Here is a 15,143-nt window from a genome sequence, read left to right on the forward strand (position 1 = left end):
TTACTCCTGAGCCGCCGGTGCAGTGGTACCGGATGCAGTTTTGATGGCGTCAACAATCGCCGAGGTGAATTTGCTGAGTTCAGCTTTTTCGTCCTTGTCATCTGCACCGGCGGTTACCTCGATGTTCTCGATCAGGCAACCGCAGCCATAGTCTTCCACCACGTAATCCTCGTTAATGGATTCGTAGTTTTCGATACGGTCACGCTTTGGTACTTCCTCAACGTGGCGGCGGTGCGTGCCGTCCTGCCAGTAAATGGACAAGTTATCCAGACGGGTGATCAGCATGGCATTGGCAGGGAAGCCGGGCACACGCACGGCGGGCAGATTGCCGATGCGTTTCTGACTGATGATCAGATCGGCAGCCATTGCCTCAGTGTTCGGCTGCTGTTTGTTGATCAGCGGGAAATACTTATCCGCGAGCAGCTTGCGGCCGCAGATCACCACCAGGTCGGTGTCGTCCTGATAGATTGGGTCGATCAGTTCATTCACCGCATCAAAGACCAGCGCGTCGAGGTTTTTGTATTCACCTTCGCCACCGATTTTGACCGCCTCATTGGTCACGGTACCGTCTTCGGCGACAATCATGCCCATCACTTTGGTTGGGGCATTCATACGGTATTTTTGCAGCCAGCCCACGCCGACATCCTGCAACAGCGGATTCTGAACGCGGTTAGACGTCGGTGCGCGGGAAATACCGTTAAAGCCGACCAGGATGCGATCCAGCGCCTGACGCTTGATAATGGCGTCACGCAAACGGGTCTGAAAATCGTTATAGCGCGCCCATAAGTCCAGCTTGCTGTACATCCAGTGGAAGTCGTAGTTGGTTTTGGTGCAGTGATAGCCTTCCTGATCCAGCTTGGTGAAATCAGCCGTTTCACGTTCGTCACCGGCGTCAGTGTTGGTGGTACTGGCAATCGTGCCGGTCACACCGACGCCCACTTTCGCGCCCATCATTTCGTCTACCGGAATGATGTTAATACGGGTCAGAAACTCTGAGGATTCCTGTAATCTGGTCATCAGCGTCTGCGTGACGGACGGCTCGACGTTAAATTTCTTGTCCAGCGTGCCGACGTCAACGTTGTTGAGTTTGGCGAGCTGAGACAGGAACGCATTAAATTTAAAGCGCGTTTCTTTTTTCATGAGGTGTTTCCTGATAATGAGTTAAAGGTGTCGGATCAGCAGTCGGTGACCGTCTCGTCTACGCCTGCGCCGCCGGTGGCTTGCGGACGCTGGCCGAATTTCTGCGCCGGTGTCTGCGCTAACTTGCCTTTCAATTCAGTGAGGGCTTCATGTTCGGCAGCGGTGGATTTTTCCAGAGTATCGACGCGGCTCAGCAGGTCAGTCAGGCTGGTTTCATGCTTATCCAGTCCGGTCTGAGCGTATTGAGCGACTTCGCTGACGGCTTCATGAACATCGGCCAGGCGGGCATCGTCTGACGCCTGTTTACGTGAAAGCTTTTGTTTCACCAGGGCGAAAAGAGAAGGGGCAGTTTCCGGCGCATCTTCAAACTCAATCAGTGCTTCGGTGGCGGCGGTGAAGAGGCTTTCGGGATCGGTTTTACGACCGGCCAGCGGGTTCTGTTTTGCCGTACGGCTGAACTCCAGCATTTCAGTGCCGAGGCTTGCGGGGTCATCGGTGACGGCCAGACCGACCAGGTAGGATTTATTGGAATTGGCGAAGTTACGTTTGATCTCCATCGAGGTGTAAACCTTCTGCCCGTCGCCGACCATCTGCGTTAAATCCGCAGTCGGGCTGATCATCGCGTACAGCGCCCATTTGTCATGCAGCAGCGGTTCAGCTGCATCATCAATTTGTTCGGCTTTCAGCTGGATCACGTCGCCATAACGGCGGAAATCGCTGGTCGGCAATACGCCTTTAATGTGCTCCAGATTGACGCGGGCACCGTAGGCTTTCGCGCTGTACGTCTCCGCCATTTGTTTGATGTCGTTAGCATCAATTTCGCGGCCATCGCAGGTGTCGCCTTCGACCCCGATACGGAACCATTTCGATACTTTCTTTGCCATGTAACTGACTCCGGTAATGAGTGTTGAGAACAGGAGTTAGTTTCCAGAGAGTCACCACAGGCCGCCAGCCGATGCGGGTTGTTGCCCGATGGCACAACGTGGGCAGCGCGAAAAACGGCTGTCTGGCCGGTAACGTGGCGGCATGAATATTTCAAACTCCACCATCATCAGCGACCCGCGCCGACAGGCGGCACTGCTTTACTGGCAGGGCTTTTCTGTCCGGCAAATCGGGGAGATGCTGTGCCAAAAAACGCCGACCGTGCAGAGCTGGAAAACTCGCGATCAGTGGGAGGCCATTGCGCCCATTTCCCGCGTGGAAACCAGCATGGAAGCGCGGCTGATCCAGCTCGTCATGAAAGATGTGAAGGAGGGGAAGGACTACAAAGAGATCGACCTGTTAGGCCGGCAGATTGAACGCCTGGCTCGGGTGAACCGTTACAACCATACTGGCAGCGAGGCTGATTTAAACCCGAATGTTGCTAACCGCAACAAGGGCGAACGAAAGGTACCCGATAAGAATGTTTTCAGTGATGAGGCCATTGAAAAACTCGGCGACATCTTCATTGAAACCTCGTTTGAGTATCAGCGCGGATGGCATCAGGCAGGGCTTCAGCACCGTATCCGCAACATCCTCAAGTCCCGCCAGATTGGCGCAACATTCTACTTTGCCCGGGAAGCCCTGATTGATGCGCTGACCACCGGCCGTAATCAGATTTTCCTGTCGGCAAGTAAGGCGCAGGCGCACGTCTTTAAGAACTACATCATCGACTTTGCGAGACAGGTTGACGTCGATTTAAAAGGCGACCCGATAGTATTGCCGAACGGTGCACGGCTGATTTTCCTCGGTACCAACGTCCGCACCGCGCAGAGCTACACCGGCAACCTGTACCTGGACGAATACTTCTGGATCCCCAAATTTCAGGAGCTGCGCAAAGTGGCCTCCGGTATGTCGCTGCATAAAAAATGGCGTAGCACCTATTTTTCCACGCCGTCCAGCCTGGCACACAGCGCCTATCCGTTCTGGTCGGGTGAACTGTTCAACAAAGGCCGTCGCAATAAAGCCGACAGGATTGACCTGGATCTGACGCACGCTCACCTGTCGAAAGGCGTGCTGTGTGATGACGGCCAGTGGCGGCAGATTGTAACGGTGGAAGATGCGCTGTCTGGTGGCTGCAACCTGTTCGACCTGGAACAACTGCAACTGGAATACAGCCCCGCCGAATATGAAAACCTGCTGATGTGTGAGTTCGTGGACGATCACGCGTCGGTGTTCCCGTTTGCCGAGTTGCAGGGCTGCATGGTGGACAGTCTGGACGAGTGGGAAGACTTCGATCCCTACCTGAAACGACCGTTTGCCTATCGTCCCGTGTGGATTGGTTACGACCCTTCACATACCGGCGATAGCGCAGGCTGCGCGGTAATTGCTCCGCCGGTGGTTTCCGGCGGCAAGTTCCGCGTGCTCGAGCGTCACCAGTGGAAGGGCATGGACTTTGCCGCGCAGGCCAAAAGCATCGAAGAACTCACAAATCGTTATGCCGTCGAGTACATCGGCATCGATGCGACTGGCATCGGGCAGGGTGTATTCCAGCTTGTGCAGCAGTTCTTTCCTGCGGCGCGTGAGATCCGTTACAGCCCCGAGGTGAAAACCGCACTGGTACTCAAAGCAAAAGACACCATCAGCTCCGGCCGCCTGGAATACGACACCGGACACACAGACATCACTGCTTCGTTTATGGCGATCCGCAAAACCATGACTGCCAGCGGCAACCGTTCAACCTACGAAGCCAGCCGCAGTGAAGAGGCCAGCCACGCCGACGTCGCGTGGGCAATCATGCACGCCCTGTTAAACGAACCACTGACCGCCGCCAACGGCGGACAAAGCCCGAACATTCTGGAGTTCTACTAAATGAGCAAGCGCAAATACCGTAAAGCCACGCAGACCACGACCACTGAAAGCCAGCAGGGCGCAGAGGTATTCAGCTTCGGTGATCCCACGCCGGTTTTAGACCGCCGCGAGATTCTGGATTATATCGAATGCACTGGCAACGGCCGCTGGTATGAGCCGCCAGTCAGCTTCGACGGACTTGCCCGCAGTCTTCGCGCCGCCGTTCATCACAGCTCTCCGATTTACGTGAAACGTAATATCCTCGCCTCGACGTTTATCCCGCATCCATTGCTGAGCCAGCAGGAGTTCAGCAAATTCGCGCTGGACTATCTGGTATTCGGAAATGCGTATTTGGAACTGATCCGCAACCAGCTCGGGGAACCGCTGCGATTTGAGGCCGTGCCGGCTAAATATGTGCGTCGCGGAGTGGAAGAGGGGACGTACTGGTTTGTACAAGGCTGGAAGGAACCGCACCAGTTCGCAGCAGGCAGCATCTTTCATCTGATCGAACCGGATATTAACCAGGAGATTTATGGTCTTCCGGAATACCTGAGTGCGCTGAACTCTGCCTGGCTTAATGAAGCTGCGACGTTGTTCCGCCGCAAGTATTACCAAAACGGCGCGCACGCGGGCTACATTTTGTATATGACCGACGCCGCCCAGAGCAGCAGTGATATCGATTCAATGCGAAAGGCAATGAGGGACACCAAAGGCCTGGGCAACTTCCGCAACCTGTTCATGTACGCGCCGAACGGTAAGAAAGACGGTATTCAGATTCTGCCGCTGAGTGAAGTAGCGACCAAGGATGATTTTTTCAACATTAAGAAATCCAGCCGTGATGACCTGCTGAGCGCGCACCGTGTTCCGCCGCAGATGATGGGGATTATTCCTGATAATGCGGGTGGATTTGGGGATGTGGAGAAGGCGGCACAGGTGTTCGTAAGGAACGAGCTGACGCCGCTACAGGAGAGGATAAGTGAAATCAACACTTGGTTAAATATTAGGATGATTCAATTTCAGAACTATATTTTTGAAAGGAATAAAATTAGCGGTTGATGCCTAACGATATAGGCATCAATTATCGGTTTTAGTTCTGTGGCTGCAAAGAACATTACTATCAGTCATAGAACTATTTCAATAGACCATCCATCAGCTACCTGTTTGCTTATAACCTATATTTTTAGCGGACAGTTCTTCAGCAGTTTTCATGGCTTTGACTAACTGCTCCGATACTGCATGTATTACATTCATGCAGACAGAATTTCCGAATTGCTTATAGATCTGCCCGTGAGAGACAGCGTCTACGATATATTCCTCGGGAAATCCTTGGAGCCGTGCACATTCCCTAGGAGTCAGTTTTCTCGGGTTTTTGCCTTGAGGGGATTGGTCGATAAGAATCTCTGAACCGTCTTTATAGTAACGAGCGCTGATAGTATTTGTGTATTCACTGTTTTCGTCGAAAAGAGAATATCCAAAACCATTGCCTTTTTGCGCATGCCCAAGTTTGCGTTTTTGATGTCCAGCCCAGAGTTTATCGGAGATTGTGTATTTATCTTCTGATCCAGACAATCCACTTAAATCTTCCAAAATGTCGCCAACTTTCGTTGGCAACATAGGTGGTTTTGGCCAATTGTATATATCGTCGAAATCCACCCCTTCAAAATAATCTTTATCAAAACCGATAATAAAAATACGCTCACGATTTTGAGGTGCCCCAAAATCGCCGGCCCTAAGTACTTTGTAATCAACCCAGTAGTTAAGTTTCATGGACAATGCCTGACGGGTATCTTCGCTGATCGGGATATCACTAGGGATATCATGATCCCCTTTGCCTGTAAGGATATCCAAGATTGTTTTCAGGGTGCGCCCTTTGTCATGACCTTGGAGCTGTTTGACGTTTTCGAGCATGAATGCTTTAGGGCGTTTCGCAGCCAGGATTCGCTGAATTTCGAAGAACATTGTTCCCCTTGTATCATTGAATCCTTTTTTCAATCCTGCTTGAGAAAAGGCCTGGCAGGGAAATCCACCTAAGAGAACATCATGGTCTGGAATATCTGAAGCTTTGATTTTTGTTATATCGCCATGCGGCATTTCGCCAAAATTGGTCAGATAGGTTTTTTGTGAAAACTTATCCCATTCGGAGGAAAAAACGCAGTGGCCACCTTGCTGTTGGTAAGGGTAACGAATACCACCGATGCCAGCGAATAAATCAATAAATGTGAATTCCGACTCACTTACAGGCTTTTGTCGTAAAGGAGCTTTATCCAAATACGAGACCATCTTTTTTTCAACCTCCAGAATTGCATTCCATTTTGCGGCAGAGGGGACATGCTCTCCTTCTTCCCAGCCACGAACAGTTCTTTCACCTGTTGAGCTGAGCCCAAGCAGATTAGCAAATTCTGTACGGCCAAGGCCTAATGTTTCCCTCAAATTTTTGATATGCTGAGACTTGTTTTGATTATTCATTTGGGTTGACCTTATCCGGTTTTTGTCCTGGTGAAAGCCTATCACTGTACACTTGATCAGTCAACACGCCGAATGGCAAATGGAATGGAAAACGGGCTATACGGGAAAAACTATGTCACAAGCACAAATTCAGCAGTTACAAATTCAAAATAATCAATGGAATAATGCGTCTGGTTTTAAGGTAAAGTTCCTCAATACCGGTTCTTTTTTCGAGATTGAAAATTCGTCAGGAAAAGTTCATGACGTATCATTCCAATGCATACTCCAGTCACTGAAAGACATCCGTGACAGTGATAAAGCCAAGCAATTTATTCTTTATTCTGTGCAAAATCCGTCACCTATTAGAAATATTCCAGCTGAGGATCAGCGTACGTTTGATAGCATAGTAACGACAGGTCCGGTTCAGTGTACTAAATGGAAATATTTCGAAAAAATGGTTCGAGTGCTCGCAGGGAGTGTATTTACATATCCCCGAGCAAAAGTTGTAGCGGGAGAACAATCAAAGCTCTTTTTTAATGTGGTTTCGAGAATCGTGCATATTGCAACGAACCAACGGCCAGAAAACCTTGCTGAAGTTATTCCATTTAGTGACTCTGATATCCAGGCAGCAATTGTATTCCTTGAGCAAGTGATTTCTGACTTCACTATCTCTGTGCCTTCTGAGCTTGAAGTGGTTGAAAGAAAGAAAAATACCATCTACCTCGGCGCGCCTGGGACCGGTAAAAGTTACTCCATCGAGCAAGAGACGAACGGAGCTATCAAAGTTCGTACCGTGTTCCATCCCGACATGCAATACAGTGATTTCGTAGGAAGCCTGAGGCCAAAAATGGCTAACAATGGCCCAACTCCAAGCATCAGCTATGAATTTCGCGCAGGCCCGTTCACGAATGCATATATTCAGGCGAAAAAAAATCCAAATCAGAGGATCTTTCTTATTATTGAGGAAATTAATAGGGCGCCGGCAGCTGCAGTATTTGGCGACTTATTCCAATTACTCGATCCTGATAGTACATATGAGATCGATATTGATCCTGACATGCTCGATTATATCAACGCGCACATACCCGCGGCGATAGCAAAACTATCCCTTCCTGCAAACCTTACGATGCTGGCAACCATGAATAGCAGCGACCAAGGTGTTAACTCACTTGACACTGCATTCAAGCGACGCTGGGCTATAAAGTATGTGCCCATTGACTATGAACAAGCTACACCCGGCACATTACTTATTCCAGTCCAAGGCATGACTTGTGCAATTGAATGGAAACATTTCGCAAAAGTAATTAATGAAAAACTAATGATACTCGGTGTTCCTGAAGATCGGATGCTTGGTCATCGTTTTGTTTCAATAGGGGATCTAGTTGATGGACAATCAACACATGACACCCTCTGCTATAAGCTTTTCGTCTACTTATGGGAAGATGTGCTTCGTCATGGCAAACGTCATCATATCTTCGCAACTGAGAGCGGGGAGCATGTATTAAGTACTTTCGGACAACTTACCACTGCATTCTCATCAGGATTGCCCGTTTTTGAAGCTAGCGTCGAAGAGTCTTTAATAGCTGCTTCAATAGCCCCAAATATAACTGGTGCATAGCAATGGATATTTTTCTTCATGAAGATAGATGTGCAGTTAATAATCTTCCCAACCATGTCCGCACTGCATTCGTTTCAAACAATCTGCTCCGGAGCGACCAGGATCGACTTGATTTTTGCGGTATGGTTATGCGGGAAAGTAGGGTTGATGTGTTTTTACCGAGAAACTGTGGACCGATTGCAAGTAGCGAAAAACAAAAAATCAGTGCTTCACTAATACATGCTATTCATAAGTATACTCTAAACAGGAATCGATCTTCCTTTACCGACGGCGCATCTGAACAAATTGTGGGAGATTCGTTTCTCGGATTGGCATTTACTCTTCTAACTGAGTATGTCGAAAATGGCGTTTATGTAAGACGTACTTCCGAAATCCAAATAAACACAGGTAAGACGGATTGGAAACGTACCATTAACAGAATTCAGGGGTATCCTTCAAGTGAATCAATGGTTTACTTGGATACCCTTGGGCGTAAAAAAATCACACACTACAATGATGAAGTGACACTAATCCATGCGGAAATTATACGCGAGTTAGACCGTCTCATTGGATGGATTTTTTTCGATAAAGATTTAAATATTCCATCGAAGCTTGCCGATATCAAACCTCCTTCAGGAGATAATAGCGCTCAGATTCGGATATTGGAAAGGGAACTGGGGATTCTCTATGCCGACAGGGATATGAAGTTAATGAAGGACCTTATTGCTTATCTATCAAAGGCAAGCAACAACTCAGACGACAGTCTCGTAATAGGGATTAGCAAATTTCATTCTATGTGGGAGCATATGATTGATTCATGTATGAAATGGAAATTTGACATCAATCATAGATTGGCTAAGCCTTGTTATATAATTAATGGCGAATACCAGATTGCTACGCAGAAAGGGGGCCGCACAGATACAGTACTCAGAAGTTCGGACGAAACAAGATTTGCCATTATTGATGCCAAATATTATGGGGCAGAAAATTTGGCTAATCTTCCGGGATGGCCCGATTTAATTAAGCAATTTTTCTATGCACAAGCACTAAAAGATATTTTTCCGGGAGCTATAATATACAACTGGTTCATCTTCCCGGGTATCACTGGTACTGCGCAGTCTGCACATTTGATGGACCCAATTACAGGAGTATTACAAGACGAAAGATATATGCCAATAAAATGTGTTTATCTCGATCCGATGATTTTGGTGAGTCACTATAACTTGGGGAAAAAATTAGTAGAGCTTGCAGAAAAGCTTATTCATATCTGAAAAAATTTGATGATAAACTTTTTTGAATTATACGAAAGTCTGGATTTTTACTCTTTTCTGCTCAAGCAAACTTCTGCCACAGCCACTTGAAGTGGCTGCGCGCGCAATGCTATCCCCGCCACGCCTGCCCGCTTTATAGGTCGCTTTTGATGCAGTTGCGCGATCCGGTGTGATCCACGCCAGCACTGGTGTGGCGGGGATAAAAGAGCAGGGCGATCACAATGCGAAATCATGCACTCAATGCATGCAGAGCTGCTAAAAGGGGATCACCCGATGTTCCAGGCTATTCTTCGTCGTCGTAAACCGTGAAGGGCGGATACGTGGCTTCCTCTTCATCCAATACCTGATCAGCCATATCAGAGATCATTTCCATAACCAGTGCGTACTCATCATTTCTGCACTGGGCTGACTGTGCGATGTCAGCCATTAGCCGGATTTTAGTCAAAGCCATTTTTAGCTCATGAGAGGATTCCATTACTCACTCCAATGCACTGGTTATTTGTACAGTATAATATGTCCATTCTTTAACAAATTCCATAAAAAACTGCATGTTAATGGTCGAGCCATAGTTCTGATGAATACTTAATCAGTTATCATTCCCATAAAATTCTGCCCAATCCTGCAGCGGAGGGTATAGGATCTCAACGTCTCCAAAAGTGATTTTTGCCCCCCTGACTAAGGCCTCCAGCTCCCACTTCTCCGGTCTGATGTCGTGTTTGAGCAACTCTTGTTGAATCTGAGGCAATCTGTCCCGTTCCTGCGGGGTCAATCTGGCAGAAGGAGCTGCAACACGCCTTTTAGTCGGGTCAAAACTACGCTGAGCTTTGCTGATCCTCGGTGTTTCTTCGCGTATACGCGCCACAATCGCCTTCACGGCGGCAGTGTCTGTCCAATCAATAACTCGCAAGTTGTCAGAAGTGCTCGCAGTGGTGACGCTCCCAGGAGGGTTATCGCGCCTATTTGCGGCCGTTTTGTTTCCTCCCAACCCACAGTTATTGACAGGACTCCGAGACGCGCCGTGGGCGCTTTTTGAGGTCAAAACCTCAACGTCAACGGCAGAAGAAACGATCCGCCATTGCGTTGTACGGGTTTCATAAACACGAGAGTCGCCGAGGTGAGGGGCAAAAATGCCAACAACCTTTTTCACTTCTTCGTCGTAGGCGTTGAGTTCAGCAGCAACCCGACGAGCCACACGAACGGTCTGATCTTCACGTGGAACATTCGCACCGCCCTGAGCTTCCATATACGCCATAAAGTCACCGGCATCAGCAGCTGCGCGTACTGCTTCGACTTCTTCGTCAAATGTTTCGGTCAGGCTGACGGAACGGATTCGGCGACACTCACGGTATGACCCCATCGTTGGCAGACCGATAGGGTGGAATTGAGGGATTCGCCAGGTGGCAGCCCAAGCGGTTACAGCGGCAGCAGAGTCTGTCAGCAACTCGCCGGTTTCGTGGTCACGTTCGCCTTCCAGTGCGTAGCCATCGATATTCTTCGCAATGTATTTAGCGATGTAGCCAGCAGCGCCGCCACGGTTCAGGTGCTTGCAGTCAAAGCGGTTCTTTGCTGCGCCGCGCTCGTCGCCGTCTTCTTTCATGGCGTATTTGCGTATGATATCGATCACCGGCTGACGCATGGCGGGTTTGGTGAATAGCATCATGTGCCAGTGCGGCGTCGCGTCGTGGTGAGGTTCGACAACGCGCATCCCGTAAACGGACAGACCGCTATCTTTGAAAGCGGTGCGCATTTTGCTCCAGATCCCGCAAAGGTATCGCTGCGCATCTTTCGGTGTATAGGCTTCTTTGTTCCATGCATGATTACGCTGAACGCGCTTTTTATCGTCTTTGCCAACAATTCGCGTCGGGTGATATTTGGACGGGGTAGTGATCGTCAAAAACATGCCAACATCGCCATTTGCCGCAGCATATTTTTCGGTACCGGCTATGGTGCTCATTAGTTCCATACGGCGGATCTCAGGATTGGAGATGCTCGCCATTACCTTATCGATCAGACTAATGCGCTCGCCGGTTTCGACGTTTTCAAGGTCGCAGCTTTTCAGGTAGTCGAGATTCGACAGGCGGCGTGCACGCACTTCACGAATCGCCTGCTTACTGGCATAGGGAGAGGCGTCGCGGTTTACCTTGCCGATTGCGATCAGCAAAGATTCACGCCAGCGGGTTCGCTGACCTTTGAGCTGACTTAGCCACCATTCAGGATTAACCAAGCGAGACAGGCCAGCTATGGCGGAGACAGTATCAAGCTTGTCCTTGAGGTACCTTGTCCAGTGCATCGGCCTGACATTGAAGGCCTGAGCCATACCCGCGATTTCGCCATAAAGTTCACACTGCGTATCACGATCAAAAAGAATCGCGTTATCACCGTGGTATTTAGTTAGCAACTTTTCGCAACGGTCTTCATAGATGTCTTTGAGTTGTCGCGCGATGTCCTGAGCAAACCTGCGCAGTGGCTTATCAGTCATGCTCGGCAGCCCGTGATAGGTATCTGCCTCTGACATAAATCTCATGGAGGCATCAGCATTCATTGTGTGAGCTGAATTAACTGCATCAACACGCGGCAGGATGCTGCGCTCCAGAGTGTAAATCAGGTATTTATAGGCAGCGATAATCCCCTGGGTTTTAAGAAGGTGTGCGTAACGGCCAGTGAAGATTTCGCGCAGATCCTTCGAGAGACTTTTTACTCTGATTAAAACGGCTTGCCCCTGATGGTATTCATCACGGGTAAGCGGTCTCGGTCTTTCTTGAGGCACGATCGGGGAGAGGGGTTTATTCCAAGAGAACGCCCATACGTCGAGCGTTCCAGTGGGAGGATTAAAGCGGCTGGTCAGCATTACAGACCATCTTTGATATCAGTGATCAGATAGCCAGCATTAATGCCGGCCAGAATGATCAACGCTATCGAGAGAATTATCATTTGTCCCCTCGATAATGTTTGGCTGTCATCTCAGCAATTTCTTTGCAGTACACGCAAAGTTCAACGCCTGGCAGAGTTGCGCGGCGCTCTTCGGGAATGGGACGATCACACTCAATGCAGAACATCGCGGAAACGCCTGCTACAGATGCCCGGGCAGCTTGAATTTGAGACGTGAGAATCAAGTCAGCACGTTCTTGTGCAGCGTCGATTACATCGGCCATCAGTGAAAATCTCCGGCTTCATTTTGAATGCGGATAGCTTCGTCACGCAAAGCTTCGGCGGCTTCGATGCCGGTCATTTCCTTTTTAGTTATGAAACTGGCAATAGCCTCAAGACGGGAAGCAAATACTGCAGCACGATTGGCGCGTTCTTCGTTACGCACGGAGTTCAGCATCAGTGTGAGTTCAGCGGTGTAATCACCTTCAGCTGCTGATGTCATATCGAAACCGGTAACCGGTAAACCAGTAAAGCCACGACGAGATTTATTGATGATGTTGTTCATAGTGTTTTCCTGTTTTTTAGGCAAAAGAATGCCCGGCGAGTTGACGCCTGTTAATTCGGTTCGGGTTAGTGTTTAATATTTATCTTGCAGTCATCTTCACTGATGAATTTGGGCAGTGATTCAGTCAATCCGAGTAAAGAATTCAATGCCGCAACCACTTGATGCCTTTCTGTTGGCGTTAACTCTGCATACTTCATATCAACATGTCGCTGTTTTAAACCAGCGTGAAAGCAGATTGTTTTACGCATATGCAGCGGCTGAGTATCAAATGTATCCTGCGCTACATTCTTTTTGTGTTCCAGCATCTGTTTAATTTTTGACAGATGTTTTTTGCCAATTTGAATATGTTCTTCATTAACCAAAAACATAAACACCTCAACTAAATAAACGTTTTAAGACAGTATTTCTTTTCTTCTGAGCCTGGCAAATGGGACGCTTTTTGATTACTGGGTTCCATATATTTCCATCAGGCATTTCCAGCCAGCCATGACCTAAATGACGGGATGGACTCTGTTGCTTCAGAAGCGGTGCGATTGAAATAGGCATGTTCACAGCAGTCCGTTAGTCGTCACGTTCGCGATAGCGCCCACTGCAGACGCCAGTGCCGGTGATGCATGTACTCGGCCTTGCACAACCAGGCCGATCAGCGATAAATGCCTGATACCAGCGTTTACGCCTGCTAGCAGTGACATTTTTCTCTGAGAGCTGACTGCGCCGCCTTTTACGGCATCAGCTGCGATCGAACCCACGGCTGCAGTCGCTTGTAGCGCGTAGGTTGAAAGGTTAGACGTAGCGATTTCATTGACGGGTACAGAAGGCAGGCAGTTAATTTGTGCCAGCATACCGTCGAGCAATACAGCGTCTTCGGTGAGATCGGTTATCAACAAAAGTTCCTCACAAGTGAGTTTGTGAGGTTGTTCCGGATTAAATTTATTGCGCAGAATCTGGGGCTTAGTGCCCATCTGAGCCGCAAGTTCGGTGAGGTTATGACGATTCACAAAAGCCTTGCATGCATCGTCAAAGTGATAGTGTTTGGAAACACGATAATCAAACATTGTTAGTCCCTACTTGTTTGAATACTCTGACTCAAGGCTTTATATAACGGCACTTGATGGCTTGCTGACGATTCTTCTGACGCCACGCTTCGAGATTGATCAGCGCATTACCATGACGTTCCATAACAAAAGTTTGCATTTGACCTGTTTTGCGATTTTTACGTTGTTGCGTAATCGTGGTTGTAGGCGTGGGTGCAAGCAGGACTACGCCATTGGCGATCCACTTTTCCAAAACTGCGGAGCTAATGCCGTTAATTGCAGCAAATTCTTTCTTAGAAATTGTCGGAGACGTAGCGAGAGTAGTCAGTTGCAAACTTATCGTGTTAACAATAGTTGCAGACAGGGCTGACTCCAAGGCCGGCAGGAGTTGGGAAACGACGGAGTTTAGAATCTCCTTAGAAAGCGGCATCTTATCTGTAGGTACTTGAATTGCATTTTGTTGAGACATACAGCAATATCTCCTTTCTCAGTCATTTGAGTTCTATTGTGTTACATGTGGTGTGAAACAATCTTAGATCATCAAATGAGTTTTTGTAAATAACATTTGTGTATTTTGGTGGTGTATGGATTTTAGCGAGGGTAGTTCTTCTGAAATTTTAGGACGCCTTTCAAGTGCCTATGGCGTTGAAACACAAAAGCAACTTGCTGAAAAATTAGGTGTTTCAGCTGCAAATGTAAGTAATTGGGTACAGCGCAATAGTGTCCCAGGCAGTGCTTTCGTCCGGTGTGCTTTGGATACTGGGTGCGATTTAGAGTGGCTAGCGACGGGCAAGTATGCAAATGCAAATCTTTCCTTAAAAAGAATAAAGAAGAAAGAAACTCAAGTAAAAGGAAAGGTTCTACTCAAAAAGATGTTGGCTACCGGTGGTAGAGAAGTTTTACAACGAATCCTTATTGCTTACGGATTTAGAACACAGAAGGATTTAAGTGAGTATCTGGAAATTTCGACAGGTACGATAAGCACCTGGGTTCGCCGTGGGTATTTTCCAGGCGATATAGTTGTGACCTGTGCATTAGATACAGGTTCAGACTTACAATGGTTAGCTACTGGCGAGAGTTTGAGTAGTACGAATGTTCTGGAAGAATGTAATTTCCTCTCTGTGCCAAGAAAAGATCTAATTGCTGGTGTCCTTTATGATAATGGTCATTGGAACATTGATCTAAATCTTATTCCTCACGAGTTGGCTAAACCAATTCTAATTTTTAGCAATATGGTATCTTGGATTGTTGATACAAGTTTACTTGAAATCAGTAATGGTCGATGGTTGCTCTGTATTGATGGTAAACATGATGTTTATGATGTTGTATTATTACCTGGAAGGCGCATAAATGTCGTGAAAAGTGGTAATAGCTTTACATGCAGCATTGGTGAAATCATGACTAAAGGTAAAGTAATAGCTTCAGTCGAATATAATTTTTAAAAAATTAAAAAA

The 15,143-nt window shown here is 47.9% G+C and carries 17 protein-coding genes; 6 read left to right on the forward strand and 11 right to left on the reverse strand.

All coding sequences use genetic code 11. The features are described from left to right. A complete protein-coding gene (locus ABSH60_RS17540) occupies positions 1-1,140 on the reverse strand; it encodes a phage major capsid protein, P2 family (protein WP_390975034.1) in 1,140 nt (379 codons plus the stop codon). 35 nt (positions 1,141-1,175) lie between these two features. Further along, positions 1,176-2,024 (reverse strand): GPO family capsid scaffolding protein, encoded by an 849-nt coding sequence (locus tag ABSH60_RS17545; RefSeq protein ID WP_390975036.1) that lies wholly within the window; start codon positions 2,022-2,024, stop codon positions 1,176-1,178. Positions 2,025-2,047: 23 nt separating this feature from the next. Between ABSH60_RS17545 and ABSH60_RS17550 the strand changes: the two genes are divergently transcribed. The 3 genes from ABSH60_RS17550 to ABSH60_RS17560 are packed head-to-tail and all read left to right on the forward strand — an operon-like array spanning position 2,048 to position 4,965. Next, a complete protein-coding gene (locus tag ABSH60_RS17550; RefSeq protein ID WP_390975038.1) occupies positions 2,048-2,170 on the forward strand; it encodes a hypothetical protein in 123 nt (40 codons plus the stop codon). Next, on the forward strand, positions 2,167-3,930 hold the full coding sequence (locus ABSH60_RS17555; RefSeq protein ID WP_390975040.1) for a terminase large subunit domain-containing protein: 1,764 nt from the start codon (positions 2,167-2,169) through the stop codon (positions 3,928-3,930). The genes ABSH60_RS17550 and ABSH60_RS17555 overlap by 4 nt, the downstream gene beginning before the upstream one ends. Further along, positions 3,931-4,965 carry a phage portal protein gene (locus ABSH60_RS17560; RefSeq protein WP_390975042.1) on the forward strand — a complete coding sequence of 345 codons (1,035 nt, stop codon included), beginning with the start codon at positions 3,931-3,933 and terminating at the stop codon, positions 4,963-4,965. A 93-nt stretch (positions 4,966-5,058) separates the two neighbouring features. Here ABSH60_RS17560 and dcm read toward each other — a convergent pair whose 3' ends face one another. Next, positions 5,059-6,375: a DNA (cytosine-5-)-methyltransferase gene (gene dcm, locus ABSH60_RS17565; RefSeq protein ID WP_390975044.1), complete on the reverse strand. Its 1,317-nt coding sequence runs from the start codon at positions 6,373-6,375 to the stop codon at positions 5,059-5,061. A 112-nt stretch (positions 6,376-6,487) separates the two neighbouring features. Here dcm and ABSH60_RS17570 point away from each other — a divergent pair, with 112 nt between their 5' ends. Both ABSH60_RS17570 and ABSH60_RS17575 read left to right on the forward strand, forming a co-directional pair. Beyond that, on the forward strand, positions 6,488-7,972 hold the full coding sequence (locus ABSH60_RS17570; RefSeq protein WP_390975046.1) for an AAA family ATPase: 1,485 nt from the start codon (positions 6,488-6,490) through the stop codon (positions 7,970-7,972). 2 nt (positions 7,973-7,974) lie between these two features. Then, the gene (locus ABSH60_RS17575) at positions 7,975-9,222 is read left to right on the forward strand and encodes an LlaJI family restriction endonuclease (RefSeq protein WP_390975048.1); all 1,248 of its coding nucleotides are present in this window, start codon (positions 7,975-7,977) and stop codon (positions 9,220-9,222) included. Between the two features lie 283 nt (positions 9,223-9,505). Here the strand turns inward: ABSH60_RS17575 and ABSH60_RS17580 are convergent, their stop codons facing one another. The 8 genes from ABSH60_RS17580 to ABSH60_RS17615 all read right to left on the reverse strand — a co-directional run bounded on the left by ABSH60_RS17580 (position 9,506) and on the right by ABSH60_RS17615 (position 14,158). Continuing rightward, positions 9,506-9,673, reverse strand: coding sequence for a hypothetical protein (locus ABSH60_RS17580; protein ID WP_217171634.1), 168 nt, complete (start codon positions 9,671-9,673; stop codon positions 9,506-9,508). Between the two features lie 135 nt (positions 9,674-9,808). Continuing rightward, a complete protein-coding gene (locus ABSH60_RS17585; protein ID WP_390975050.1) occupies positions 9,809-12,070 on the reverse strand; it encodes a replication endonuclease in 2,262 nt (753 codons plus the stop codon). Between the two features lie 79 nt (positions 12,071-12,149). Beyond that, positions 12,150-12,374: a TraR/DksA C4-type zinc finger protein gene (locus tag ABSH60_RS17590; protein ID WP_112168811.1), complete on the reverse strand. Its 225-nt coding sequence runs from the start codon at positions 12,372-12,374 to the stop codon at positions 12,150-12,152. Then, positions 12,374-12,655 carry a DUF2732 family protein gene (locus ABSH60_RS17595; protein ID WP_390975052.1) on the reverse strand — a complete coding sequence of 94 codons (282 nt, stop codon included), beginning with the start codon at positions 12,653-12,655 and terminating at the stop codon, positions 12,374-12,376. The genes ABSH60_RS17590 and ABSH60_RS17595 overlap by 1 nt, the downstream gene beginning before the upstream one ends. A gap of 65 nt (positions 12,656-12,720) precedes the next feature. Then, positions 12,721-13,023 carry a hypothetical protein gene (locus tag ABSH60_RS17600; RefSeq protein WP_390975054.1) on the reverse strand — a complete coding sequence of 101 codons (303 nt, stop codon included), beginning with the start codon at positions 13,021-13,023 and terminating at the stop codon, positions 12,721-12,723. A 7-nt stretch (positions 13,024-13,030) separates the two neighbouring features. Further along, positions 13,031-13,201, reverse strand: coding sequence for a phage filamentation protein Fil family protein (locus ABSH60_RS17605; RefSeq protein ID WP_390975056.1), 171 nt, complete (start codon positions 13,199-13,201; stop codon positions 13,031-13,033). A gap of 2 nt (positions 13,202-13,203) precedes the next feature. Continuing rightward, complete coding sequence (locus ABSH60_RS17610) at positions 13,204-13,710, reverse strand: phage regulatory CII family protein (RefSeq protein WP_390975058.1); 507 nt, start codon at positions 13,708-13,710, stop codon at positions 13,204-13,206. 31 nt (positions 13,711-13,741) lie between these two features. After that, positions 13,742-14,158, reverse strand: coding sequence for a hypothetical protein (locus ABSH60_RS17615; protein WP_390975060.1), 417 nt, complete (start codon positions 14,156-14,158; stop codon positions 13,742-13,744). Positions 14,159-14,273: 115 nt separating this feature from the next. On the opposite strand from ABSH60_RS17615, the gene ABSH60_RS17620 reads away from it, so the two are divergent. Then, positions 14,274-15,131, forward strand: coding sequence for a helix-turn-helix domain-containing protein (locus ABSH60_RS17620; RefSeq protein ID WP_390975062.1), 858 nt, complete (start codon positions 14,274-14,276; stop codon positions 15,129-15,131). Positions 15,132-15,143 lie beyond the last annotated feature (12 nt).

It is taken from the genome of Rahnella sp. R3(2024) (assembly GCF_042920125.1).
Lineage (GTDB): Bacteria > Pseudomonadota > Gammaproteobacteria > Enterobacterales > Enterobacteriaceae > Rahnella > Rahnella rivi.

Bases quoted from the DNA above. Each gene is read 5' to 3' on its own strand.
- ABSH60_RS17615 (WP_390975060.1), bottom strand. From the start codon at position 14,158: ATGTCTCAACAAAATGCAATTCAAGTACCTACAGATAAGATGCCGCTT.
- ABSH60_RS17540 (WP_390975034.1), bottom strand. From the start codon at position 1,140: ATGAAAAAAGAAACGCGCTTTAAATTTAATGCGTTCCTGTCTCAGCTC.
- ABSH60_RS17575 (WP_390975048.1), top strand. From the start codon at position 7,975: ATGGATATTTTTCTTCATGAAGATAGATGTGCAGTTAATAATCTTCCC.
- ABSH60_RS17585 (WP_390975050.1), bottom strand. From the start codon at position 12,070: ATGCTGACCAGCCGCTTTAATCCTCCCACTGGAACGCTCGACGTATGG.
- ABSH60_RS17600 (WP_390975054.1), bottom strand. From the start codon at position 13,023: ATGTTTTTGGTTAATGAAGAACATATTCAAATTGGCAAAAAACATCTG.
- ABSH60_RS17580 (WP_217171634.1), bottom strand. From the start codon at position 9,673: ATGGCTTTGACTAAAATCCGGCTAATGGCTGACATCGCACAGTCAGCC.
- ABSH60_RS17610 (WP_390975058.1), bottom strand. From the start codon at position 13,710: ATGTTTGATTATCGTGTTTCCAAACACTATCACTTTGACGATGCATGC.
- ABSH60_RS17620 (WP_390975062.1), top strand. From the start codon at position 14,274: ATGGATTTTAGCGAGGGTAGTTCTTCTGAAATTTTAGGACGCCTTTCA.
- ABSH60_RS17570 (WP_390975046.1), top strand. From the start codon at position 6,488: ATGTCACAAGCACAAATTCAGCAGTTACAAATTCAAAATAATCAATGG.
- ABSH60_RS17555 (WP_390975040.1), top strand. From the start codon at position 2,167: ATGAATATTTCAAACTCCACCATCATCAGCGACCCGCGCCGACAGGCG.
- ABSH60_RS17545 (WP_390975036.1), bottom strand. From the start codon at position 2,024: ATGGCAAAGAAAGTATCGAAATGGTTCCGTATCGGGGTCGAAGGCGAC.
- ABSH60_RS17605 (WP_390975056.1), bottom strand. From the start codon at position 13,201: ATGCCTATTTCAATCGCACCGCTTCTGAAGCAACAGAGTCCATCCCGT.
- ABSH60_RS17595 (WP_390975052.1), bottom strand. From the start codon at position 12,655: ATGAACAACATCATCAATAAATCTCGTCGTGGCTTTACTGGTTTACCG.
- ABSH60_RS17590 (WP_112168811.1), bottom strand. From the start codon at position 12,374: ATGGCCGATGTAATCGACGCTGCACAAGAACGTGCTGACTTGATTCTC.
- ABSH60_RS17560 (WP_390975042.1), top strand. From the start codon at position 3,931: ATGAGCAAGCGCAAATACCGTAAAGCCACGCAGACCACGACCACTGAA.
- dcm (WP_390975044.1), bottom strand. From the start codon at position 6,375: ATGAATAATCAAAACAAGTCTCAGCATATCAAAAATTTGAGGGAAACA.